A 23,549-nucleotide genomic window follows, 5' to 3' on the forward strand; every position below is an offset into this window, starting at 1 on the left:
GAACCGAACTTCACGATGAATCCGACCCGACGCCACTTCCTCGCGCAAGCGAGCGCCCTCGCCGCCGCCACCCTCGCCGCCGCGCCGGCCACGCTGCATGCGCAATCGGACGCGCGGCCGCTGCTGCGTGCCGGCGACCAGAAAGGCGGCCTGCGCGCGCTGCTCGAAGCGGCCGGCGAACTGAACGGCCTCGCGTACGACATCGCATGGACCGAATTCCCGGCCGCCGCCCCCCTGGCCGAAGCGCTGAACGCGGCGGCCGTCGACTGCGGGCCGATCGGCGACGCGCCGGTGATCTTCGCGCTCGCCTCGGGCGCCCGCATCAAGGTGATCGGCGCGAACCGGTCCGACCCGTACGGCACCGCCGTGCTCGTGCGGCCCGACGCGACGCTGAAGGACGCCGCAGACCTGAAAGGCAAGCGCATCGGCACCACGCGCGGCTCGATCGGCCATTTCGTCACGTTGAAGGCGCTCGACGCGGCCGGCCTGCCGTCCGACGCCGTCTCGTTCCGCTTCCTGCCGCCGGCCGACACGATGCTTGCGCTCGCAACCGGTTCGATCGATGCGTGGGCGACGTGGGAACCCTATACGGCCCTCGCGGAAACGAGCGGCCGCGCGCGCGTGCTCGTCAACGGCCGCGGCCTGTGGTCGGGCTTCAGCTACATCGCGGCGACCGACGCGGCGATCGCGTCGAAGCGAGAGGTGCTGCACGACTTCCTGCAACGGGTGGTGCGCGCGCAGGTCTGGTCGTACCGGCACGTCGACGCGTATTCCGCGGCACTCGCGCGCATCATCGGCATCCCGCCGGCGGCGGCGAAGCTGCAGTTCGAGCGCCGCAACACGCGCTGGCAGCCGATCGACGCGACGGTGATCGCCGGGCAGCAGCGCACGGCCGACTTCTACCTGAAGGCCGGGCTGCTGCGCCAGCCGCTCGACGTGCGCACGACCTTCGACCTCGGCTTTCCGCTGGCGTGACCGGTCGCGGCCGTGCGGCGGCCGGCCACCGCCCAAACGGCTTTCGCACGATCTGGCACAATCGCGATTCGACCATCCTGCCCATGTCAGCCAGCGTCATGCCAGCCATCTCCGAACTCTTTGTCTACCCGATCAAATCCTGCGCCGGCATCGTGCTGTCGCGCGCGCAACTGCTCGAAACGGGCCTCGCGTACGATCGCCACTGGCTGATCACCACCCCGGACGGGATGATGATCACGCAGCGCACGCACCCGCGCCTCGCGCTGATCCGCACCGCGCTCGAGCACGACGCGCTCGTGCTGAACGCGCCGGGCATGCCCGAGATCCGCACGCCGCTCGACGGCGACGCGACGCCGGCCACGCCGAAGATGGCCGCGACCGTCTGGCGCGACACCGTCGACGCGATCGACACGGGCGCCGCGACAGCCGCATGGCTCACCGAATTCCTCGGCACGCCGCTGAAGCTCGCGCGCTTCGGCGCGGATGCGCGCCGCGGCTGCAACCGCAAATGGACCGGCGACATCGACACGCACACGCAGTTCGCGGACGGCTATCCGCTGCTCGTGATCGGCCAGTCGTCGCTCGACGACCTGAACGCGAAGCTCGTCGCGAAAGGCGCGCCGGCGATTCCGATGAACCGCTTCCGCCCGAACATCGTCGTGTCGGATCTCGATGCGTACGAAGAGGATTTCGTCGAGCATCTCGACGCCGAAGGCGACACACCCGTGCGGCTGCGCCTCGTGAAGCTGTGCACGCGTTGCCCGATGCCGACGATCGACCAGGTGACCGGCGCGCCGAACCCGGCGTGGCCGCACGAGCCGACCGACACGATGCAGACGTATCGCGCGAATCCGAACTACGACGACGCGCTGACCTTCGGCATCAATGCGATCGTGGTCGAAGGCGCGGGAGCCTGGCTGGAGGTCGGGCAATCGCTCGAGGCGGAGATCGGATTCGGCGATTGAGCGACTGAGCGGGGCGGCGGACGGCGCGTCGTATGCATCGCCGCCGAGGGCGATGCGTCGAAGACATCCGCCGCGACGTTGCCGGCGCGCCCACCTCCCTCCCTCGGAGATGCCGCTCGCCGCCATTCGCTCACATTCGCCGCGATTCTCCGCGACCAAGCGAACCAGCCCTTCTACTGCGCCGCCGCCGGCACCGTCGGCAACATCACCGTCACGATCAACCCGCCTCCCGCCGCATCGGCCAGCGTCACGCTGCCCTGATGCACGCGCGCGATCTCGCGCACGATCGACAGCCCGAGCCCCGTGCCTTCGACCGTCTGCGTCTTGCTGCCGCGATGGAAACGCTCGAACACCGCGTCGCGTTCGCCGGCCGGAATGCCCGGCCCGTTGTCGATCACGTCGAGCCGCGCATGGTCGCCATCGCGCGACACGCGCACCGTGATCACCGCGCGGTCGCCCGAATAACGAATCGCGTTGTCGATCAGGTTGCCGATCAATTCGCCGAGCAGGTCCGGTTGGCCGAGCACGTCGACATCCGCCTCGTGCTCGAAGCCGAGATCGATGTCGCGCGCGCGCGCGACCGGCGACCAGTCGAGCGTCACGCTGCGCGCGAGCCGGTGAAGCGCGACCGGCTGGTGCGCGACCGCCTGGCCGCTGTCCGAATCGAGCCGCGACAGCGACAGCAGCTGCTGGACGATCTTCACGGCCTGCCGCACCGCGCCGTTCACGCGCCGCAGATGCACGTTCACGCGCGGCTGCTCGTCCGGCCGCAACGCCAGCTCGACGCCGGCCTGCACCGCCGCGAGCGGGGTCTTCAGCTGATGGGCCGCGTCCGCGAAGAAACGCCGCCGCGCGACCTGCATCCGCTGCGTGCGGCCGATGTACTGGTTGATCGACTCGACGAGCGGCGCGAGTTCGCTCGGCATGCCGCCGGTATCGAGCGGCGTCGGATCGCCGTCGCTGCGCGCGGCGACCGTCGCCGACAGCCGGTTCAGCGGCCGCAGCCCGCGCCCGACGCCGAGCCACACGATCCCGAGCGCGAGCACGACGAGCAGCCCCTCCTGCAGCAGCGAGCCCATCAGGATCTCGCGCGCGAGCGCCTGGCGCGCCTCGATCGTCTCGCCGACCATCACCCACACGATGCGCGTCTGCGCGGTCGGCACGTCGTGCACCGGCACGCGCAGCGCGGCCATGCGCAACTGCTCGCCGCGATAGACGACGTTGTAGTAGCGCGTGACGAACAGCGTGCCGTCGCCCTGCGGCAGCGGCAGGTCCGGATAGCCGGTGATCGTGCGGCCGTTGTCCTCGCGGATCAGGTAATAGATCTTGCCGCCGTCGCCCGACTCGAACATTTCGAGCGCGAGATACGGCAGGTCGACCTCGATCTCGCCCTCGTTGAACCGCACGCCTTCGCGGATCGACTTCAGCGACGACGACAGCGTGCGGTCGAACGCGACGTGCGCGGCGCTCATCGCGCGCTGGTACGTGAGCCACGAGTCGAGCGCGAGCAGCCCGAGCAGCGGCAGCAGCAGCCACAGCGCGACCTGCGCGCGCAGGTTCGGGCGTGTCACCATGCTGCCCGCCGGGCTGCACCGACCAGCGTGGCGGAAAACGCGTGCGGCCTCGCTCCGCGCCCGTGCAGCCGGCCGGCTTTGCCAGGCCGGCCGCGGATGGCTGGCGCGCCCGCGGCAAGCAGCGAACGTGCCGATCCCGCGCAGCGCTTTGGCGCGTACCGCGGCCCCATGCAAAGAAGGCAAGCCCGGCGGTGATTCATCCGGCCGCCTTCGCTTCGAGCAAGTATCCGAGGCCGCGCAGCGTGACGATCGCGACACCGGTGTTCTCCAGTTTCTTGCGCAGCCGGTACACGTAGATCTCGATCGCATCCGCGTTGACCGACTCGTCGAGCCCGAAGATCTTCTCCGACAGCGTCTCCTTGTTGATCGCGCGGCCGTTGCGCAGGACCAGCACCTCCAGCACCGAGCGCTCGCGCGGCGTGAGCGGCAGCGGTTCGCCGGCGAGGTGGAAGCTGCGGTCGATACTGTCATACGAAAGCGGCCCGCACTCGACCCGCGAATGCTCGTGGCCGAGGCTGCGCCGGATCAGCGCGCGGGCGCGCGCCTCCAGCTCGGTCAGCTCGAACGGCTTCGCGAGGTAATCGTCGGCGCCGAGATCGAGCCCCTTCACGCGGTCCTCGACCGAGCCGTGCGCGGTGAGGATCAGCACCGGCACCGGATTGCGGCGCGCGCGCAGCCGCCGCAGCACCTCGAGCCCGTCGAGCTTCGGCAGCCCGAGATCGAGTATCACCAGCGCGTAGTCCTGCGTGCGCAGCACGTGATCCGCCGCCTCCCCGTCCGCCATGTGATCGACCGCGAAGCGCGCGGCACTCAGCGCGTCGTTCAACGACTGCGCAAGGTTCGGGTTGTCTTCGACGAGCAGCACACGCATGGGGACCTCGGGAAATCCATGACACAAAGGACACTATTGTGAACCGAAATGAAAGCAGGCTGAAAGTGCCTCGCAATTAACATCCGCGTCACTCGAACAACACACACGCATAACTGGAGGAAGACATGCCGTTTGCACCGAAGCAGCTCGCCGCCGCGCTGGCGATCGTCCTGGGCACCGCCGCCGGCGCCGCCACCGCGCAGGTTCCGGCCGGGTATCCGGGTAACTACCAAGGTGTCGTCGACGCCGCGAAGAAGGAAGGCAAGCTGATCGTCTACTCGACGACCGACACGGGCCTCGTGCGCCCGCTGATCAAGGACTTCGAAAGCCTGTATGGCGTGAAGGTCGAGTACAACGACATGAACAGCACCGAGCTGTACAACCGCTACATCAGCGAGAACGCCGCGAGCAGCACCAGCGCCGACGTGCTGTGGAGCTCGGCGATGGACCTGCAGGTCAAGCTCGTCAACGACGGCCTGATGACGTCGTACGATTCGCCGGAAAGCGCGAACGTGCCGCAATGGGCGCAATACCAGAAGCAGGCGTACGGCACGACGTTCGAGCCGCTCGCGATCGTCTACAACAAGCGGCTGATTCCCGAGAACGAGGTGCCGAAAACGCGCACCGACCTGATCAAGCTGCTCACGTCGCAACCCGACAAGTTCAAAGGCAAGCTGACGACGTACGACGTCGAGAAATCCGGCGTCGGCTTCAACGCGCTGACGCAGGACGCGCACCTGAACGAGAAGGTCACGTGGGAGCTCGTGAAGGCGATCGGCGCGACCGGTCCGAAGCTGCAGTCGAGCACCGGCGCGATGATGGAGCGCATCTCGTCGGGCGAGAACCTGATCGGCTACAACATCATCGGCTCGTATGCGTACGCGAAGGCGAAGAAGGACAAGTCGATCGGCTACGTATTCCCGAAGGACTACACACAAGTCGTGAGCCGCCTGGCCACGATCTCGAAGAAGGCGAAGAACCCGAACGCCGCGAAGCTGTGGGTCGACTACCTGCTGTCGAAGCGCGGCCAGACGCTGATCGCGAACCAGGCGAACCTGTACGCGATTCGCACGGACGTGACCGGCGAAACGTCGGCCGCGAGCCTCACGAAGGAACTCGGCGATTCGCTGAAGCCGATCCCGATCGGCACCGGCCTGCTCGTCTATCTGGACCAGTCGAAGCGGCTCGCGTTCCTGAAGCAATGGCAGCAGGCGATCAAGAGCTGATCCACTGATCGGCTTCGGCCGACCGACGGCCGCCCGCCGCACGCCGCGCGGGCGGCCCCCTTCCCCTTACCGACTTCCTAGAGGCGGCCATCCGGATGGCCGCAGGGGCGAACTCATGCTTTCAACCAGCACACGCGGAGCGGCGCCGGCCGTTCCGCCCACCACCGGCCAGGGTGGCGCGATTCCCGCGCTGCAGGTCAGCAACCTGCAGCCGCTCGCCGGCATGCTGCGCTGGATCGTCGTCGCGGTGCTCACCGTCGCGGTCGCGCTGCCGCTCGGCTTCATCCTGTTCCAGAGCCTGCTGTCCGCGCCGTTCTTCGACGCGAACAAGACGCTCGGCGTCGAAGGCTTCCGCTTCATCTTCACCGACCCGGACTTCTGGTCGGCCGTGAAGAACTCGTTCATCATCGCCGGCGGCATGCTGTTCATCTCGATCCCGCTCGGCGGCATCCTCGCGTTCCTGATGGTGCGCACCGACCTGCCCGGCCGCCGCTGGCTCGAGCCGCTGCTGCTCACGCCCGTGTTCGTGTCGCCGATGGTGCTCGCGTTCGGCTACGTGGTCGCGGCCGGCCCGGTCGGCTTCTATTCCGTTTGGTTCAAGGAACTGTTCGGGGTGCATAACGTACCCTGGAACGTGTACTCGATCTTCGCGATCACGATGATCGTCGGCCTCACGCACGTGCCGCACGTGTACCTGTACTCGTCGGCCGCGCTGCGCAACCTCGGCTCGGACGTCGAGGAAGCGGCGCGCGTGACGGGTGCGCGGCCGTTCCGCGTCGCGCTCGACGTGAGCCTGCCGATGACGATGCCCGCGCTGCTGTTCGCCGGCGTGCTCGTGTTCTTCCTCGGCTTCGAGGTGTTCGGGCTGCCGCTCGTGCTCGGCGATCCGGAAGGCCACCTCGTGCTCGCGACCTACCTGTACAAGCTGACCAACAAGCTCGGCGTGCCCTCGTATCACCTGATGGCCGCGGTCGCGGTGTGCATCGTCGCGATCACGTTCCCGCTCGTGCTGCTGCAGCGCCGCCTGCTGAAGACCGCGAACCGCTTCGTCACGGTGAAGGGCAAGGCCGGCCGTGCGACGGTGCTGCCGCTCGGCGTATGGCGCTGGGTCGCGCTCGCGATCGTCGCGCTGTGGCTGATGCTGACGGTGATCGTCCCGATCTCGGGCATCGTGCTGCGCGCGTTCGTGACCAACTGGGGCGAAGGCGTCGCGCTCGCCCAAGCGCTGACGCTGCAGAACTTCATCGAGCTGTTCGAGCAGGACAACCTCGTGCGCGCGATCGTCAACACGCTCGGCATCGGCGTGATCGGCGGTGCGCTCGCGATCGGCTTCTACTCGCTCGTCGCCTTCGCCGGCCATCGCCGCAACGACTGGGCGACGAAACTGCTCGACTACCTCGTGCTGCTGCCGCGCGCGGTGCCGGGCCTGCTCGCCGGTCTCGCGTTCCTGTGGATCTTCCTGTTCGTGCCGGGCCTGCGCGAGCTGAAGAACTCGATGTGGAGCATCTGGATCGCATACACGGTCGTGTGGCTCGCATACGGGATGCGGCTCATCCAGAGCGCGCTGCTGCAGGTCGGCCCGGAACTCGAGGAAGCCGGCCGCAGCGTCGGCGCGACGCGCAGCCGCGTGTCGCTCGACGTGACGCTGCCGCTCGTGCGCTTCGGCCTGCTCGCCGCGTGGCTGCTGATCTTCATGATCTTCGAGCGCGAATACTCGACCGCCGTCTATCTGCTGTCGCCCGGCACCGAAGTGATCGGCGCGCTGCTCGTGTCGCTGTGGGCGACCGGCGCCGTCGACCAGGTTGCCGCGCTCTCTGTCATCAACATCGCGATGGTCGGCGCCGGTCTCGGCGTGGCCCTGCGCTTCGGAGTGAAACTTCATGGATAAGCTCATCGTCGACGACCTGCATCTCAGCTATGGCGCCAACCCGATCCTCAAGGGCGTGTCGTTCGAACTGAAGGCCGGCGAAGTCGTGTGCCTGCTCGGCGCGTCGGGCAGCGGCAAGACCACGCTGCTGCGCGCGGTGGCCGGCCTCGAACAGCCGTCCGACGGGCGCATCCAGCTCGACGACCGCGTGTTCTTCGACGGCGCGCGGCACGTCGACCTGCCGGTCGAACAGCGTTCGCTCGGCCTCGTGTTCCAGTCGTACGCGCTGTGGCCGCACCGCACCGTCGCCGACAACGTCGGCTACGGGCTCAAGCTGCGCCGCGTGGCGCCGGCCGAACAGAAGCGCCGCGTGCAGACCGCGCTCGACCAGCTCGGCCTCGGCCACCTCGCCGAGCGCTTTCCGCATCAGCTGTCGGGCGGCCAGCAGCAGCGTGTCGCGATCGCGCGTGCGCTCGTCTACAACCCGCCGGTGATCCTGCTCGACGAGCCGCTGTCGAACCTCGACGCGAAGCTGCGCGAGGAAGCGCGTGCGTGGCTGCGCGAGCTGATCGTGTCGCTCGGGCTGTCGGCGCTCTGCGTGACGCACGACCAGACCGAAGCGATGGCGATGTCCGACCGCATCCTGCTGCTGCGCAACGGCCGCATCGAACAGGAAGGCACGCCGGCCGAGCTGTACGGCGCGCCGCGCTCGCTGTACACGGCCGAATTCATGGGCAGCAACAACCGCATCGACGCGCGCGTCGCGGCCGTCGACGGCGAACGCGTGACGCTCGCCGGCGACGGCTGGGAGCTGCAGGCGCTCGCCCGCGACACGTTCGCGCCGGGCCAGGACGCGCAGGCCGTGATCCGCCTCGAACGCGTGCAGGTCGCCGACGGCCCGGGCGCGAACCGGCTGCAGGCCGACCTCGTCACGTCGATGTATCTCGGCGACCGCTGGGAATACCTGTTCCACTGCGGCGAGATGCGCCTGCGCGCGTTCGGCCACGTGCCGCGCGCGGCCGGCAAGCACTGGATCGAATTCCCGACCAACGACTGCTGGGCGTTCGCGAAAGCCGGCTGACCCGCTTCGCGGCGGCTCATGTGCCTCCGCGCGTGCATTCAACATGCTTTTGCGACTCGAATCGGCGGACGCCTCATGGCGTCCGCCGATGGCGCACCGAGTACGCGTTTTCCGTTTCGACCAACCCACAACAACCAAGGAGACACCGTCAAAATGAAGTCACGCGCAGAACGTTCTATTCGAACAGTAGTCCTCACCGGTTCGGCCGCGGCAGCCTGTCTCGCCGCGCCGGCCGCGCACGCGCAGTCGTCGGTCACGATCTACGGGATCATGGACGCCGGCATCGAATACACGAGCCATGCGGCACCGGATGGCGGCAATTCGTTCAAGCTGAAGTCGGGCAACAAGAACACGTCGCGCTGGGGCTTGCGCGGCGTCGAGGATCTCGGCGGCGGGTTGAAGGCCGTGTTTCGCCTCGAAAGCGGCATCGATCTCGCGAATGGCGCGTCCGACGACGGCCCCGACTCGATCTTCGCGCGCCGTGCGACGGTGGGCCTGAAAGGCAAATGGGGCGAGCTGACGCTTGGCCGCAACTTCACCGTCACGTACGACTACATGATGCCGTTCGACCCGATGGGTTACTCGCAAAACTATTCGTGGGCGTCGTCGTCGATGGCGACCGGCGGGCGCAAGGACGGCATGTTCACGCGCTCGTCGAATGCGGTGCGTTACGACGGTGAATTCAGCGGCTTCAAGTTCGGCGCGCTGTATGGCTTCGGCAACGTGCCGGGCAGCGTGAAGACCAGTTCGAAATACGACTTCGCGCTCGGCTACGAGACCGGCCCGTTCGCGGCGGTGCTCACGTTCGACCGGCAGAACGGCGCGGCCGACAGCGTCACGCCGGCCGATACCGTCAACTACATCCAGGGGATTCACGCGGGCCTGAGCTACGACTTCGGCAACCTGAAGACAATGGCCGGCTATCGCAACTACAAGCGCACGTTTCGCACCGCGGCGGCGAACCAGCTGAGCGATATGTACTGGCTCGGCGGGTCGTACCAGTTCACGCCGACGTTCTCGCTGATCGCGGCCGTCTATCACCAGAACATCAAGGGCGGCACGGATGCCGACCCGACGCTGGTATCGGTTCGGGCGCAATATGCGCTGTCGAAGCGCACGGTGCTGTATGCGGCCGGCGCGTTCGCGATCGCGAAGCACGACCAGAAGGTCGGCGTGTCGCGCGATTTCGCCGGGTATGGCACCACGCAGGTCGGCGTGACGGCGGGGATTCAGCAGCGGTTCTGAGTGTGACGACGCGGGCGGCGGGTGACTTTCATGTCGCGCCGCCCGTTGTCGGTACGCACCACCGCCCGTCTTCGCACTGCACGTTCGCATTCGTCGAACGGCTCAACGCGACGGTGGACGCCCGGCTGCCGATGGTGCGCGCACCGATCGCGTCACGTCCACGGCCTGCGGACGGTCAATCGCCGCGCATCGTGAATACCGGGCGCACCCGACTGTTCGCGTCGCCCCAGTGTTCGCCGACCGCCGACAGCGGCACCGTACGCGTTTCGAGCGTCAGCCCCGCCGGGCCCGCCGCGTCGAATACGCCGCGCACCGAAGCCAGCAACCCCGGCAGCGACACGCTGCCAATACCGCTGCCCAGCAATTCGATCGCGGTGGCACGCAATACGGCGCCCGGCAGCAGCACGTCCGCGCCGCCGATCGAGCCGATCTGCACGAAGCGCAACCGACGGCCGTCGGGCGTCGCCTTCGCGGCGGAAATCAGCAGTGCGAGCGCGCTCGCCCCCCAAAGATAGTCGAGCACGACGTCCACACCCGCGCGGAAATGCGGTTCGAGCGCGCGGGCCAGATGCGCGTCGTCCTGCTGCAGCGACACGACGGCGTCCGCGCCGGCGTTCAGCAACGCGTCCAGCGCGGCCACGTTGCGGCCCGTCGCGATCACCTTCGCGGCGCCCAGATGCTTCGCGATCCGCACCGCGAGCCCGCCCGAGGCGCCCGTCGCGCCGTTGACAAGCACCGTTTCGCCCGCGACCAGCCGCGCACGCTCGGTCAGCGCGGCCCAGGACGACATGCCGGGAATCGCGATCGCGGCGGCCGCCACGTCGTCGAGGTCGTCCGGCAGCGGCACGCACTGCGCGTCGGGCACGATCGTGCATTCGGCCATCGCACCGAACGGCGCGGGCGCGCCGAAGAAATAGACGCGCCGGCCGTCGTCGCCGCGCCCCACGCCGTCGACGCCGACGACGAACGGATAGCCGCCGCCGGACGAATAGTGCGTGCCCGCCGCGCGCGCCTGCGCAAGACGGCTCAACGCGGACGCCGTCACGTCGATCAGACGGTGGCCGGGTATCGCATGCGGCGCTTCGAACTCCATATGAACGGGGCGCTCGCCGGCGCCCGTCACGACTGCTGCTTTCATGCCGACTCCTTGATTGATGGATCTCGATCGACGGTTCCGTCGTGTATCAGCGTGCGTCGAGCCACGCGCGCAGTGCTGGATCGCGCACTTCCAGCACGTCGAACAGGCCGAGCGCACGCAGCGCGGGCAATGCGTCGAGCGCGTCGGCTTCGGCACGGGCGCGCTCGGCGGGCGCCGCATCCGGATCGGTCAGCACGCGCGCATTGACCAGGAACGCGCCGACGGTGCCCTTGCGGATCGTCGTTCCGCCGGCCTTGATCCGGTCGGCATGGTCGGGAAGCATCTGTTCGGCTCGCATCGCGTCGTACTCCGGTTGTCATCGATGGACGCAGTTTAGGCGTGCGCAGCCGGCCGATCTCCGGTATAACAGTCATTCGATACTGAAATCCGGCCATGACCGATCCACTCCTGCCCGCCCGATTCGTCACGTCCGACGACGGCCCGTTCGTCGTCGCCGCCGTGCTGTCGCAGCGCGACCCGCGCATCACGCCGCCGCATGCGCACGCGCGCGGCCAGCTCGTCGGCGCACTGAGCGGCGTGGTGTCGATCGGCCTCGACGACCAGGACTGGGTCGTACCGGCGATTCATGCGATCTGGATTCCGCCGCATTGCCGGCATTCGCTGCGCTCGTTCGGGCCGATTTCCGGCTGGTCGGCGTTCGTCGCCGAAGCGCGCTGCGCGGGGTTGCCTGACGCGCCGCGCGCGATCCGCACCACGCCGCTGCTGCGCGAAGCAGTGCAGCGCGCGGCAAGCTGGGGCGATGCGGAACTCGATGCCGCGCAGGCGCGCATTGCCGACGTGATCCTCGACGAGATCGCGTCGTCACAGGTAGAGGCACTGGGGCTGGTACGGCCGCAGGACCCGCGGCTCATGAAGATCACCGATGCGCTCGCCACGAACCTCGCGAACAACCGGCGACTGGAGGAATGGGCAGCATGGGCCGGCATCGGTGCCCGGACGATGAGCCGCCGCTTCGTCGCCGAGACAGGGCTGACGTTCGCGCAGTGGCGTCAGCAGGCACGGCTGCTGCGGGCGCTGGAGAAAATCGCCGACGGCGTGCCGGTCACGACGATCGCGCTCGATCTCGGATACGACAACGTGAGCGCGTTCATCGACATGTTCCGGCGGGCGACGGGGACGACGCCGGGAAGGTATATGGAAGCGGGACGATAAGGTCGGCGCGATGCGCGGCGATGACGCAAACCGATTTCTCGTATTCCGTGCGATTCAAATCATCGCCCGATCCAACCGGGCAGCTGTCCGGTCGAGTTGCGCAGCGGCCGGGGCTGCCCGGTTGCGCAGCAGATTCCTTATCCCGTCCGCTTCGCTCAATACGTCCCATCCCCCTTCTTCACCACCTCCCCATCGCTCCCCTTGAACAGCGCCGCCAACCGCTCCGCACTCCGCGCCAGCAGCGTCGTATCGACCCCCACCGCAACGAACAACGCCCCCGCTTCCAGATACCGCCGCGCCGCCGCCTCATCCGCGCTGAGAATGCCCGGCGCCTTGCCTGCCGCCTTGATCGCCCGGATCGCGCCGTCGATCGCCGCCTGCACGTCCGGATGCCCCGGATTGCCGAGGTGCCCGAGATCGGCCGCCAGATCGGCCGGCCCGATGAACACGCCATCGACGCCCTCCACCCGCGCAATCGCATCGATCGCGTCGAGCCCGGCACGCGTCTCGACCTGCACGAGCACGGCCATTTCGTCGTTCGCGCGATGCAGATAGTCGCCGACGCGGTTCCACCGAGACGCGCGCGCGAGCGCACTGCCGACGCCGCGAATCCCGTGCGGCGGATAACGCGTCGCGGCCACCGCCGCGCGCGCTTCGTCGGCGCTCTGCACCATCGGCACGAGCAGCGTCTGCGCGCCGAGATCGAGCACCTGCTTGACGATCACCGGATCGTTCCACGGCACGCGCACGACCGGATGCGACGGATACGGCGCGATCGCCTGCAACTGCGCGAGGATCGTCGGCACCGTGTTCGGCGCATGTTCGCCGTCGATCAGCAGCCAGTCGAAACCGGCGCCCGCGACGACTTCGGCGCTGTACGGATTCGCGAGGCCGAGCCACAACCCGACCTGCGCGTCGCCACGCTCGAGCGCGGCCTTGAAGACATTCGACGGAATCTGCATCGCTCGCTCACCTCACGCGAAATAGCACTGGATCGTCCCGAGCGGGCCGTAGTCGACGCTGAACGTGTCGCCCGAGCGCGCCGCGCACGGCCGCGTGAACGAGCCGCCGAGCACGACCTGCCCCGGCTCCAGCGCGACGTCGAAGCGCGACAGCCGATTCGCCAGCCAAGCGACGCCATTGGCCGGATGGTTCAGCACGCCGGCCGCGACGCCCGTTTCCTCGACCACGCCGTTGCGCGACATGATCGCCGCGACCCAGCGCAGGTCGACGTCCTGCGGCCGCACCGGCCGCCCGCCGATCACGACGCCCGCGTTCGCCGCGTTGTCGGCGATCGTGTCGAACACCTTGCGCGGCCGCTTCGTATCGGGGTCGATCGACTGGCTGCGCGCGTCGATGATCTCGAGCGCGGGCACCACGTAATCGACCGCGTCGTACACGTCGAAGATCGTGCAGTTCGGGCCGGTGAGCCGCTTGCCGAGCACGAACGCGAGTTCGACCTCGACGCGCGGCACGATGAAGCGCCCGGCCGGGATCGTGCCGCCGTCGTCGAAGAACATGTCGTCGAGCAGCGCGCCGTAATCGGGCTCGTCGATCTGCGACGTGTTCTGCATCGCCTTCGACGTGAGGCCGATCTTGTGCCCCTTGAGCGTGCGGCCTTCCGCGAGCTTGAGGGCGACCCACGCGCGCTGGATCGCATACGCGTCGTCGATCGTGATGTCGGGATGGTCGAGCGAGATCTGGCGGATCTGCTTGCGTTCGCGCTCGGCGTCGTGCAGACGCTGCGCGAGCTGGTCGATGATGGCGGGTTCGAGCATGGTCGGATCGGGAATGGGGTTCAGCCGGCCCGCTTGTAGCGGGCGTGAATGTTGTTGTGCTTGTACGAGCCACTTTCGCTGAACTCGGTCAGCTCCATCGACAGCGCGAGATAGCGCTTCGCATACAGCTCCGAGAAATGCGCCTTGATCGCATCGAACAGCGCGTCGCACGCGGCCTGCTTGGTCTCGTCGCTGCGGCCCGAGCCGATCTTCAGCGTCACGTGGACGAACGCGTCGTCCTCCGTGCCGTCGGCGACGCAGTAATCCTGCAGCTCGATCGCGCGCGAGCGGATGCCGCCGGTCGGAAACACGCCGCCCTGCGCGATCAGCGTCGCGTTGATCATGCGCAGCAGCGCGGGAATGCGCGCGTCGTCGCGGATGTTCGCGGTGTATTCGACGACGATGTGTGGCATGGCAACGCTCCGGATAAGTGATGTGGCGCTCAGGCGAGCGGGAAGATCGCGTTGATCTGCCCGGTGCCCGAGCTCGCGAAATAGTCGGTGACGATCTCGACGGGCTTGTCGTAACGATCCCAGCCGAGCAGGCCGAGCAGCATCGCCGTGTCGTGCATGCCGCCTTCGCCGTGACAATGCGTGTTGTACTCGGGCAGCATCGCGCAGAAGGTCTTGAAATCGCCCTGCTTCCACAGCTCGACCACGCGCAGGTCGACCTGCCGGAAGAACTCGCGGCTGATCTCGTGAATCGATTCCTCCGGACTGCCGTTGTCGTTGAAGCGATGCGACAGCGAGCCGCTCGCGAGGAACGCGACGTTCGAATCGCTCTTCTCGATCGCCTCGAGCAGCGCCTCGCCGAAGCGCCGGCTTTCGTCGAGCGTATGCCACATGCACCAGCCCGCGATCGACACGACCTTGAAGTGCTGGTCGGCGTTCATGTAGCGCATCGGCACGAGCGTGCCGTATTCGAGTTCGAGGCTGTCGATCTCGTGTGCGCGCGTCGCGATGCCGCGTGCGCTGGCCGTCTCCGCGATCAGGCGGCCGAGTGCCGGGTTGCCCGGATACGCGTACTGCATGTCGCGGATGAAGTGCGGCAGCTCGTTGCTGGTATACGTACCCGCGAACCGCGCATTGCAGTTCACGTGATAGCCGGCGTTGACGAGCCAGTGCACGTCCGACACGACGATCGTATCGACGCCGAGCGCGCGGCAGCGCTCGCCGATCAGCTGGTGGCCGCGGATCGCCGCTTCGCGGCAGCCGTGATGCCTGCCGGGCAACTCCGACAGGTACATCGACGGCACGTGCGTGATCTTCGCGGCGAGGGACAGTTTGCCCATCGTTCAAGTCTCCGTATCGTTCGTTCTTGCTGGCGGCGCCACGACCCGCGCCCGTCACACGCCCCAGCGGGGAATGTGATGCGAACCCATCGAGATGCACACGTTCTTGATCTCCGCGAACACCTCGAAGCTGTACTCGCCGCCTTCGCGCCCGGTGCCCGACTCCTTCACGCCGCCGAACGGCTGGCGCAGGTCGCGCACGTTCTGGCTGTTCACGAACACCATCCCGGCCTCGATGCCGCGCGCGAGGCGATGCACCTTGCCGACGTCCTGCGTCCAGATGTACGACGCGAGCCCGTAGGACGTGTCGTTCGCAAGCCGCAGCCCTTCCTCCTCGTTCTCGAACGGAATCAGGCACGCGACCGGCCCGAAGATCTCTTCCTGCGCGATGCGCATCCGGTTGTCGACGTCGGCGAACACGGTCGGGCGCACGAAATTGCCGTTGCGCAGATGGTCGGCGAGGCCGGCCGGCTTGTCCGCGCCGCCTGCCACCACGCGCGCGCCTTCCTGCTCGCCGATCCGGATATAGCCGGTCACCTTCTCCCAGTGCTGGCGCGTGATCATCGCGCCGAGCTGCGTCGCCTGATCGGACGGATCGCCGACCACCAGGTTGTTCGCACGGCGCGCGAATTCCTGCACGAAGCGGTCGTAGATCGTGCGCTGCACGAAGATCCGCGAGCCCGCGGTACAGCGCTCGCCGTTGATCGAGAAGATCGTGAACAGCGACGCGTCGAGCGCGCGGTCGAAATCGGCATCGTCGAAAATCAGCACGGGCGACTTGCCGCCGAGCTCCATCGAGTATTTCTTCAGGCCCGCGCGCTCCATGATCCGCTTGCCCGTGACCGTGCCGCCCGTGAACGACACCGCGCGCACGTCCGGATGGCGCACCAGCGCGTCGCCGGCCGTCGCGCCGTATCCCTGCACGACGTTCAGCACGCCTGGCGGAATGCCGGCTTCGAGCGCGAGCCGGCCGAGCTGGTCGGCCGTCAGCGGCGACAGCTCCGACATCTTCAGCACGGCCGTGTTGCCGAGCGCGAGACACGGCGCCGTCTTCCACGTCGCGGTCATGAACGGCACGTTCCACGGCGACACCAGCGCGCACACGCCGACCGGCTGGTACAGCGTGTAGTTCAGCATCTGGTCGTCGACCGGATACGTGCGGCCGTTCATCTGCACGCACACTTCCGCGAAGAAGTTGAAGTTCTCGGACGCGCGCGGAATCAACTGCTTGCTCGTCTGCGCGATCGGCAGGCCGGTGTCCTGCGTCTCGAGCGCGGCGAGCATCGGCACGTTCTTCTCGATCAGCTCGCCGAGCTTGCGCATCAGCTTCGCGCGCTCCTTCGCGGGCGTGTTCGCCCACTTCGGGAATGCGTCCTTCGCCGCGCGCACGGCCGCGTCGACTTCGGCCTCGCCGGCCGACGCGACGTCGGTGATCGCGTCGCCCGTCGCGGGATTCAGCGTCGTGAAGGTCTCGCGGCTCTCGACCTCACGGCCGCCGATCCAGTGCTTGATGGTCATGTGCTCTCCTTGGGCGACGGGCTCAGCCGGCGCGATAGTAGTCTGCTTCGCCGACGATCGTGTTCACGAGCCGGCCGATTCCTTCGATTTCGGTCACGACCTCGTCGCCCGGCTTCGTGTCGGCCAGCCCTTCCGGCGTGCCGGTCAGGATCAGGTCGCCCGGCGAGAGCGTCATGAAGCTGCTGATGTGCTCGATCAGCGCGGGCACGTCGAAGATCATGTCGCGCGTGCTGCCGCGCTGCGTCTCCCGGCCGTTCACCGTCGTGCGCAGCGTCAGGTCGCCCGCGTCGCCGATCTCGTCGCGGCTGACGAACCACGGCCCGAGCGGTGTGCAGGTGTCGCGGTTCTTCACGCGCAGGTTCGGGCGGTAGTAGTTTTCGAGGTAATCGCGGATCGCGTAGTCGTTCGCGACCGTGTAGCCCGCGACGTGGTCGAGCGCCTGCGCGCGGCTCACGTTGCGCGCCGGGCGGCCGATCACGACGGCCAGTTCGCACTCGTAGTGCATGTGCGTCGCGTCCGCCGGGCGCACGGTGCGCGAGCGGTGGCCGATGAACGTGTTCGGCCCCTTCAGGAAGATCAGCGGCTCGCTCGGCGCCTTGAACGCGAGTTCCTTCGCGTGGTCCGCGTAGTTGAGGCCGAGCGCGAACGTCGTGCGCGGCGCGACGGGCGGCAGCCACGTCACCACGTCCTCGGTGACCACGCGGCCCGTGTCGAGGCGGATCGCGCCGTCGCCGGCCGGTTCGGCCGCATGCAGTGCGCCGTTGTAGATCACGCGCGCCGTCTTCATCGTGCTTCCTCCGCAATCAGCGTATGCCGCAACGTGCCGATGCCGGCGGCGGTAATCCCGATCGTGCTGCCCGCGCGGGCACGCGGTGCGCGACCCGCGACGCCGAGCAGCAGCACGTCGCCCGCGTCGAACGACATGAACGCCGTCACGTCGGCGATCAGTTCCCGCACCGGGCGGATCAGCGTGGCGGTCGACCCGGACACCACGGCGTCGCCGTCGATCCGCACGGTCAGGCCGATCGCGTCGACATCGCCGAGCGCGGCCGCCGGCACGATCGCCGGGCCCAGCGGGCAGAAGCCGTCGCGACACTTGAAGCGCACGGCCGGACGGTAGTAATCGGGATGCGGGACCGACACGTCGCTCGCGAGCGTGAAGCCGTGCACGTAGTCGAGCGCCTGCGCGGCCGGCACGCGCGTCGCGCGCCGCGAGAACACGACGGCCAGCGACGCGCCGATCTCCAGCGCATCGACGCCCGCGGGCACCACGACGGCCGCGCCATCGGCCGCGTGCGTGTTGGCCGGTTTGATGTAAAGGATCGGCGCCTGCGGCGGACGACCGTAAGGCGGTGCGTGCACGGCATCGCCGAGCGCGTCGAGTGCGGCGCGCTCGTTGAGCAGCGCACCGTAGACGGTACCGATGGCGACCGGCAGCGGCGGCGCCGCGGCGGTCCTGCAAGACAGCTCCATGCGTCATTCCCCTGCCGCGCGTCGCGGCGCATCGTCAATAGTTAACATCTTAAGTAAACAATCGGACACTGGCAACCGCGATTACCCTGATACATGAAATTCAGCACCGTCGGCTGTTAAGATTGATGCGTCCCCGTCCATTCCCCACCCCCGATGAACCGTACGCTCGACCATCGCAACCTGGCCATGCTGCTGCTCGAGGCCCGCGAAACGCTGATGGGCCTGTTCCGCCCCATTCTCAAGGAATTCGCGCTGACCGAACAGCAATGGCGGATCATCCGCGTGCTCGACGGCGAGCCGGCGAATGCGCTCGAAGCGGGACAGATCGCGCGCCGCTGCTGCATCCTCAGCCCGAGCCTCACCGGCGTGCTGGAACGGATGGAGCGCGACGGCCTGATCACGCGCACACGCGCGCAGGAAGATCAGCGCCGGCTGCTGGTGAGCCTGACGCCGCAAAGCAGGAAGCTGGTGACCGAAATCGGCCCGCGCATCGACGAGCAGTATCGCCAGCTCGAAGCGCGTTTCGGCCAGGACGGCCTGGACGACATCTACCGCGCGCTCGACCGGCTGATCGAACTCGGCAACGCGTCGTAGGGCCCGCCGCGGCCGGACCGCGGCGAGCGGCGGCGGGCGAACCCGAACCCGGGAACCGGCAAGCCGCGGATCGCGCGGGCCGTCAGTGCAGCGCCCCGCGCATCAGTTCGGTCACCGCGACGCCGCGGGACGTGCGCATGCATTCCTCGACGTAATCGATGAACGGCAGCGGCTCGAAATCGATTTCGTCGCGCACGCGGCGGTTGTCGAACACGCGATCGACCGTCGCGAACTCCGCGCCACGCTGCAACGCCCGGCCGATCACGCGCTCGAGCGCCGGATCGGACCGCCCGAGCACGTCGCGCACCACGAACGGCAGGTCGGCCGGCGCACACGCGGCGTAACGCGGCGCGCCCGTCATGCCGGCCGCCTCGTCCATCGCACGCACGATCTGCGCGACCTGCGGCGCCTCGTCGCCGGCCGACACGTGGTACACGTCGTGCATCAGCGTCGGCTTCACGGCCAGCAGCATCGTCGCGCGTGCGACGTCGTCGACCGACACGATGTCGATGCGCGTCATCGGCCGTGCCGTGAAGCGGCGCGCCGCGTGCGCGACGCGGAACATCCAGAACGAGTTCGGCGCGGGCCGCGTGCCGAGCACCGTGTGACCGACGACGTGCGACGGACGCACGACGACGAGCGGCAGCCCGAGCGCGCGCAGGCGCTGCTCCGTTTCCGCCTTCGCCTGCAGGTAGCCGGCCGCGAGCACCGCGCCGTGCAGCCCGTCGCTGCCCTGCGCCGCGTCGCTCGCCGCCGCACCCGCCATCTCCTCGTAAACGATCCCGCCGCGGCCCGCATGCGCATAAGCGGTGCCGACGTACACGAAACGCTGCAGTTGCGGTGCGTGCGCGAACCGCTCGGCAAAGCGCAGCGAATCGGCGAGGTCAGCCCGCAGATGCCTGCCGTCGGCCGGCGACGCGTGGCCCGCGCAGTGAATCACGTGCGTCGCGCCGGCGAGACGCGGCGCGTCGGCGCCCTGCCACACGTCGCCGAGTGTACCGACGACCACGTTCGCGTCGCCGAGACGCGATGCCCAGTACGGCGCGAGCCCCGCGCGCAGCGCCGCTTCACGCAAACGCGCGACCGCGTGGCCGCGATTCCCGGCGCGCACGACACACACGATGCGCTCGAGCAAGCCTGCGTTGACGAGCGCCGTCAGCACGGTACTGCCGATGAAGCCGGTGGCGCCGGTGAGCACCAGCCGCCCGACGTTGGCCGCCGCGACCGGTGCGCTGGCCGGCGACACGAGGCTCGTGCGCCAGTTGAGCGACAACGCGGTTTTCCAGATCAGCACGATAGTCTCCTTCGAAGAATCGGCCGGACGGCGCGGCAGCCCCGGATCGCGGCGCTGCGCACGGCGGTCGGCCGGGCCGGGGCCGACGCTCGCCCCGGCAGTCCCGACCGGCTGCGGCCCGCGATCGCGTCGATCGCGTCTCTGACACGAGGCGGCGGCCCGCCACGGACGGACGTCCGCGGCGCAGGATCGGGAAAATCCAAGTGTGGGGCCGGATCGTCCGCAAGTCTGTCCTGAAAGTTTCGTGAAAGTGTGTGGATTTGTGCACGAATGTCGGGGTGTGTCGTGCCGGCCGGCTCGTCAAATCGGTGAAACGCCCGGTCGGGCAGCTTGCGACGGAGGTTCGCCGGCGTGCTGCGGGCCAGCGCTTCGGCGCGACACATCGACGCGCCCCGGCCTAGTCATCGCATATCCCGGGCAGACCCGGAGCGAGGCCGCGGCATGCAGATCGCGGTGTCGTCTGCGTTTGCGCGCGGGGCCGGAATCCGCGCGTATCGTCAGACGTCCTTTCATCCGAGACACCAATAGACACAATGCGGATTTATTGAGGATTATCGCTTGCGTTTCACTGCAGTCTATCTAGACTATCCAAACCAAATCGGTCGAATGTGTCATTTTCTACTTTCCAGGAGACGTTCCAATGCGCCTCACTATCCGGATTAATGGCAGCGAATCGGCAACCCGGCACTCGTACGCGGTGTTGTGGGTCGATACCGACGAGCGGCTGTGGTCGCGCGAGGCACACCAGGGCATCGATCTACCGGCCTGGGGCAAGGTTCGGGACGTGGAAGGCGCGATGGCCCTCTGCGCCGCCGACAGCGGGAATGCCGTGTGCCAGTTGAAGGGCCTGTCGTTCAGCGCGATGCAGCGCGAACAAGGTCCCGCGGTGCTCGCCGGCGAGCACCCCGACGGCGCGTGGCGCCTGCAGGCGGTCGATCGCTCCACGGCGGAGCCGGAATACCACGAATTCATTTCCGTCGCGCGATAGGTATTTTTGACGGCAATCCTCTGCGGTTTTCGGGTTTATTCCGGTTTCCGTGATATTCATTTCGATATTCAGAAATAACGGCGCCTCTCTTCGAGGCGTTTTTATTTTTCCGTCCCGAAAATAATCGGGGCCGGGTTGATTGAGTCGCATCCGCGGTCAAGACCCGCCGCGCCATTCCGATTCGGCGGCGACATCGGGCAATGCCCGCGCCGCCGTTCCTGCCTTCGTTCCTGCCTTCGTTCCTGCCTTCGTTCCTGCCTTCGTTCCTGCCTTCGTTCCTGCCTTCGTTCCCGCCTTCATCCCGCCTTTTCCGCCCGAAGCCCGGCCGCCGACGCGCATCTTTTACGGGGCCGAAGCACAGTTTCCCCACACGACGTTTACTCATTTATTACAATCACATTATTCCGATTGACTTGCCGCCCGTCCGGCGGCCCGACCCGGCCCTTGCATGCGCGTGAAAAAGAAGACCCACCCCGCCGATCCGTACGCCGCCGCGACCAAGCACCCGATGCTCGCGTCGCGCTTGCCGATGTGGCGCTCGAAGCTGGTCGTGATCATGGTGTCCCTCGGTTTCGCCGCGCTGATCGGACGCGCGTTCTGGGTGCAGGTCGCGAACCAGGATTTCTATGTCGGGGAAGGCCAGAAGCGGTACCAGCGCACGATCGAGCTCGACGCGATGCGCGGGCGCATCGTCGACCGCAACGGCGCGATGCTCGCGGTCAGCCTGTCGACCTATGAAATCTGGGCGAACCCGAAACAGGTCGCCGAAATCGACTATCCGCAGATCGCGAAGCTGCTCGACATGCCGCTCGCGGAGGTGAAGCGCCGCCTGCGCAACGACCGTACGTTCGTGCTGCTCAAGCGGCAGATCGACGCCGAGACCGCAAGCCGGCTCGGCAAGCTCGAAATCGACGGCATCACGCAGATCGCCGATTCGAAGCGCTTCTATCCGGAGGGCGAATCGGCCGCGCACGTGGTCGGCTTCACCAACGTCGAGGACAAGGGCCAGGAAGGCGTCGAGCTCGCGGCGAACGGGCGGCTGTCGGGTACGTCCGGGCAGCGCGAGGTGATCCGCGACCGGCTCGGCCGCATCGTGTCCGACACGCGCCCGCTCGTGCCCGCGCAGCACGGCGCGACGATCGAACTGACGATCGACCGGCGGATCCAGCAACTCGCGTTCAGCCAGCTCAAGGCCGCGGTGCTCGAGAACAACGCGGTGGCCGGCAGCGTCGTCGTGCTCGATGCGCAGAACGGCGAAATCCTCGCGCTCGCGAACTATCCGACCTTCGACCCGAACGACCGTGCACGCCTCACGGGCCAGCAGCTGCGCAACCGCGCGGTGATCGACACGTTCGAGCCGGGCTCGACGATCAAGCCGCTCGTCGTCGCGCTGTCGATCGACGAGCGCAAGGTCACGCCGAACACGATCATCAACACGTCGCCGGGCACCTACAAGATCGGCCCGGCCGTGATCCACGACACGTCGAACCACGGCTCGCTGACCGTCTCGCAGGCACTGCAGAAGTCGAGCAACGTCGCGCTCGCGAAGCTTGCGCTGAACCTGCCCGCCGAAACGATCTGGAACAAGTACCAGGAATACGGGATCGGCCGCGCGCCGGAACTGACGTTCCCGGGCGTCGCGTCGGGCCGCCTGCGCGGCTACAAGCGCTGGCGGCCGATCGAGCAGGCGACGATGGCGTACGGCTACGGGCTGTCGATGTCGCTGCTGCAGATCGCGCAGACCTACACCGCCTATGCGGGCGACGGCACGCTGCACCCTGTGTCGCTGCTGAGGAACGGTTCCGACCCGCAGACGATCGAGGCCCATCGCGGCCATCGCGTGACGTCGCCGCAGACCGCGGCGGCGATCCGTTCGATGCTCGAGTCGGCCGTCGGCGAAGGCGGCACGGGGCGCCGCGCGCGCGTCGACGGCTACCGGATCGGCGGCAAGACGGGCACGGCGCGCAAGCAGGTCGGCGCAACCTATGCGAAGGGCAAGTACCGCGCACTGTTCGCGGGGATGGCGCCGATGAGCAACCCCCGCCTGATCGTCGCGGTGATGATCGACGAGCCGCGCGGCAAGGGTTATTACGGCGGCACGGTGGCCGGCCCGGTGTTCTCGTCGGTCACGAGCGGCTCGCTGCAGCTGCTCGGCGTGCCGCCGGACGCGCCGGTCGAGCCGACACCGAATGCGCCGCTCAAGGCTGCCGCGCCGCAAAAGACGGTCGTGGCGCCGAAGGCCGCCGTGCAACCAAAGACGGCAGCCGGGCAACAGGCGTCGGCACCTGTGAAAACGGCCGCGCAATCCGGCACGGCCGTACAGACGAAGGCGGCGGGCTGAAGCCGCCTGGGCGTTGGTGAAGTCGCCGGGGCGTGGCGCGGCGGCGAACAGGTCGGCTGACCGATCGAGATCGGCTATTCGCTACGTAGAACCCGCCGCACGCGCCGTTCCGAGAGGCCGGCGCAATCCTGTAATCCCGGCGATCCGCGCAGTCGCA

General features: G+C 67.9%; 23 protein-coding genes. 11 read left to right on the top strand and 12 right to left on the bottom strand.

Annotated features, from left to right (window positions below):
• Positions 1-15 precede the first annotated feature (15 nt).
• Together DID98_RS01280 and DID98_RS01285 are read left to right on the top strand one after the other, a co-directional pair.
• A complete protein-coding gene (locus tag DID98_RS01280; protein ID WP_124519560.1) occupies positions 16-975 on the top strand; it encodes an ABC transporter substrate-binding protein in 960 nt (319 codons plus the stop codon).
• Positions 976-1,073: 98 nt separating this feature from the next.
• The gene (locus DID98_RS01285) at positions 1,074-1,940 is read left to right on the top strand and encodes an MOSC domain-containing protein (protein ID WP_124519562.1); all 867 of its coding nucleotides are present in this window, start codon (positions 1,074-1,076) and stop codon (positions 1,938-1,940) included.
• Positions 1,941-2,113: 173 nt separating this feature from the next.
• Here the strand turns inward: DID98_RS01285 and DID98_RS01290 are convergent, their stop codons facing one another.
• Together DID98_RS01290 and DID98_RS01295 are read right to left on the bottom strand one after the other, a co-directional pair.
• Positions 2,114-3,514: a sensor histidine kinase gene (locus tag DID98_RS01290; protein WP_124519563.1), complete on the bottom strand. Its 1,401-nt coding sequence runs from the start codon at positions 3,512-3,514 to the stop codon at positions 2,114-2,116.
• A gap of 196 nt (positions 3,515-3,710) precedes the next feature.
• Entirely contained in the window at positions 3,711-4,385 is a 675-nt protein-coding gene (locus DID98_RS01295; RefSeq protein WP_124519565.1) for a response regulator, read from the bottom strand.
• Positions 4,386-4,510: 125 nt separating this feature from the next.
• On the opposite strand from DID98_RS01295, the gene DID98_RS01300 reads away from it, so the two are divergent.
• The 4 genes from DID98_RS01300 (at position 4,511) to DID98_RS01315 (ending at position 9,804) form a co-directional block, all read left to right on the top strand.
• Positions 4,511-5,611, top strand: a complete 1,101-nt coding sequence (locus DID98_RS01300) for an ABC transporter substrate-binding protein (RefSeq protein ID WP_044842979.1) — start codon at positions 4,511-4,513, stop codon at positions 5,609-5,611.
• 115 nt (positions 5,612-5,726) lie between these two features.
• A complete protein-coding gene (locus DID98_RS01305; RefSeq protein WP_124519567.1) occupies positions 5,727-7,499 on the top strand; it encodes an iron ABC transporter permease in 1,773 nt (590 codons plus the stop codon).
• Complete coding sequence (locus tag DID98_RS01310) at positions 7,492-8,559, top strand: ABC transporter ATP-binding protein (RefSeq protein WP_059450179.1); 1,068 nt, start codon at positions 7,492-7,494, stop codon at positions 8,557-8,559. Before DID98_RS01305 ends, DID98_RS01310 begins: the two co-directional genes overlap by 8 nt.
• A gap of 153 nt (positions 8,560-8,712) precedes the next feature.
• Positions 8,713-9,804 carry a porin gene (locus tag DID98_RS01315; RefSeq protein ID WP_124519569.1) on the top strand — a complete coding sequence of 364 codons (1,092 nt, stop codon included), beginning with the start codon at positions 8,713-8,715 and terminating at the stop codon, positions 9,802-9,804.
• Between the two features lie 175 nt (positions 9,805-9,979).
• On the opposite strand, the gene DID98_RS01320 is transcribed toward DID98_RS01315, so the two are convergent.
• Both DID98_RS01320 and DID98_RS01325 read right to left on the bottom strand, forming a co-directional pair.
• Positions 9,980-10,942, bottom strand: a complete 963-nt coding sequence (locus tag DID98_RS01320) for a zinc-binding alcohol dehydrogenase family protein (protein ID WP_124519571.1) — start codon at positions 10,940-10,942, stop codon at positions 9,980-9,982.
• 46 nt (positions 10,943-10,988) lie between these two features.
• On the bottom strand, positions 10,989-11,240 hold the full coding sequence (locus DID98_RS01325) for a hypothetical protein (RefSeq protein WP_124519573.1): 252 nt from the start codon (positions 11,238-11,240) through the stop codon (positions 10,989-10,991).
• Positions 11,241-11,335: 95 nt separating this feature from the next.
• Here DID98_RS01325 and DID98_RS01330 point away from each other — a divergent pair, with 95 nt between their 5' ends.
• Positions 11,336-12,115, top strand: a complete 780-nt coding sequence (locus DID98_RS01330; RefSeq protein WP_044842973.1) for a helix-turn-helix domain-containing protein — start codon at positions 11,336-11,338, stop codon at positions 12,113-12,115.
• Positions 12,116-12,270: 155 nt separating this feature from the next.
• Here DID98_RS01330 and hpaI read toward each other — a convergent pair whose 3' ends face one another.
• The 7 genes from hpaI to DID98_RS01365 are packed head-to-tail and all read right to left on the bottom strand — an operon-like array spanning position 12,271 to position 18,175.
• A complete protein-coding gene (gene hpaI, locus DID98_RS01335) occupies positions 12,271-13,077 on the bottom strand; it encodes a 4-hydroxy-2-oxoheptanedioate aldolase (protein WP_124519575.1) in 807 nt (268 codons plus the stop codon).
• A 12-nt stretch (positions 13,078-13,089) separates the two neighbouring features.
• Positions 13,090-13,893, bottom strand: a complete 804-nt coding sequence (gene hpaH, locus DID98_RS01340) for a 2-oxo-hept-4-ene-1,7-dioate hydratase (RefSeq protein ID WP_124484945.1) — start codon at positions 13,891-13,893, stop codon at positions 13,090-13,092.
• A 20-nt stretch (positions 13,894-13,913) separates the two neighbouring features.
• Positions 13,914-14,306 (bottom strand): 5-carboxymethyl-2-hydroxymuconate Delta-isomerase, encoded by a 393-nt coding sequence (locus tag DID98_RS01345; RefSeq protein WP_124519577.1) that lies wholly within the window; start codon positions 14,304-14,306, stop codon positions 13,914-13,916.
• A gap of 29 nt (positions 14,307-14,335) precedes the next feature.
• Entirely contained in the window at positions 14,336-15,184 is an 849-nt protein-coding gene (gene hpaD / locus DID98_RS01350; protein ID WP_124519579.1) for a 3,4-dihydroxyphenylacetate 2,3-dioxygenase, read from the bottom strand.
• A 54-nt stretch (positions 15,185-15,238) separates the two neighbouring features.
• Positions 15,239-16,702, bottom strand: coding sequence for a 5-carboxymethyl-2-hydroxymuconate semialdehyde dehydrogenase (hpaE, locus tag DID98_RS01355; RefSeq protein WP_124484947.1), 1,464 nt, complete (start codon positions 16,700-16,702; stop codon positions 15,239-15,241).
• Between the two features lie 22 nt (positions 16,703-16,724).
• Positions 16,725-17,489 carry a fumarylacetoacetate hydrolase family protein gene (locus tag DID98_RS01360; protein ID WP_124519581.1) on the bottom strand — a complete coding sequence of 255 codons (765 nt, stop codon included), beginning with the start codon at positions 17,487-17,489 and terminating at the stop codon, positions 16,725-16,727.
• On the bottom strand, positions 17,486-18,175 hold the full coding sequence (locus tag DID98_RS01365) for a fumarylacetoacetate hydrolase family protein (protein WP_124570037.1): 690 nt from the start codon (positions 18,173-18,175) through the stop codon (positions 17,486-17,488). Before DID98_RS01365 ends, DID98_RS01360 begins: the two co-directional genes overlap by 4 nt.
• A 153-nt stretch (positions 18,176-18,328) precedes the next feature.
• Between DID98_RS01365 and hpaR the strand changes: the two genes are divergently transcribed.
• A complete protein-coding gene (hpaR, locus tag DID98_RS01370; protein WP_044842965.1) occupies positions 18,329-18,769 on the top strand; it encodes a homoprotocatechuate degradation operon regulator HpaR in 441 nt (146 codons plus the stop codon).
• Between the two features lie 82 nt (positions 18,770-18,851).
• Here the strand turns inward: hpaR and DID98_RS01375 are convergent, their stop codons facing one another.
• Positions 18,852-20,063 carry an SDR family oxidoreductase gene (locus tag DID98_RS01375; RefSeq protein WP_124519586.1) on the bottom strand — a complete coding sequence of 404 codons (1,212 nt, stop codon included), beginning with the start codon at positions 20,061-20,063 and terminating at the stop codon, positions 18,852-18,854.
• 640 nt (positions 20,064-20,703) lie between these two features.
• Between DID98_RS01375 and DID98_RS01380 the strand changes: the two genes are divergently transcribed.
• From DID98_RS01380 to DID98_RS01390, 3 genes are all read left to right on the top strand, one after another.
• Positions 20,704-21,051 (top strand): DUF3564 family protein, encoded by a 348-nt coding sequence (locus DID98_RS01380; RefSeq protein WP_044842963.1) that lies wholly within the window; start codon positions 20,704-20,706, stop codon positions 21,049-21,051.
• Between the two features lie 139 nt (positions 21,052-21,190).
• Positions 21,191-21,463: a hypothetical protein gene (locus DID98_RS35675; protein WP_185640811.1), complete on the top strand. Its 273-nt coding sequence runs from the start codon at positions 21,191-21,193 to the stop codon at positions 21,461-21,463.
• Positions 21,464-21,499: 36 nt separating this feature from the next.
• Positions 21,500-23,392, top strand: a complete 1,893-nt coding sequence (locus DID98_RS01390) for a penicillin-binding protein 2 (RefSeq protein ID WP_124519590.1) — start codon at positions 21,500-21,502, stop codon at positions 23,390-23,392.
• The last annotated feature ends 157 nt before the right edge of the window (positions 23,393-23,549 follow it).

The sequence above is a fragment of the Burkholderia sp. Bp8984 genome (genome assembly GCF_003853755.1).
In the GTDB taxonomy this organism is placed as follows: domain Bacteria; phylum Pseudomonadota; class Gammaproteobacteria; order Burkholderiales; family Burkholderiaceae; genus Burkholderia.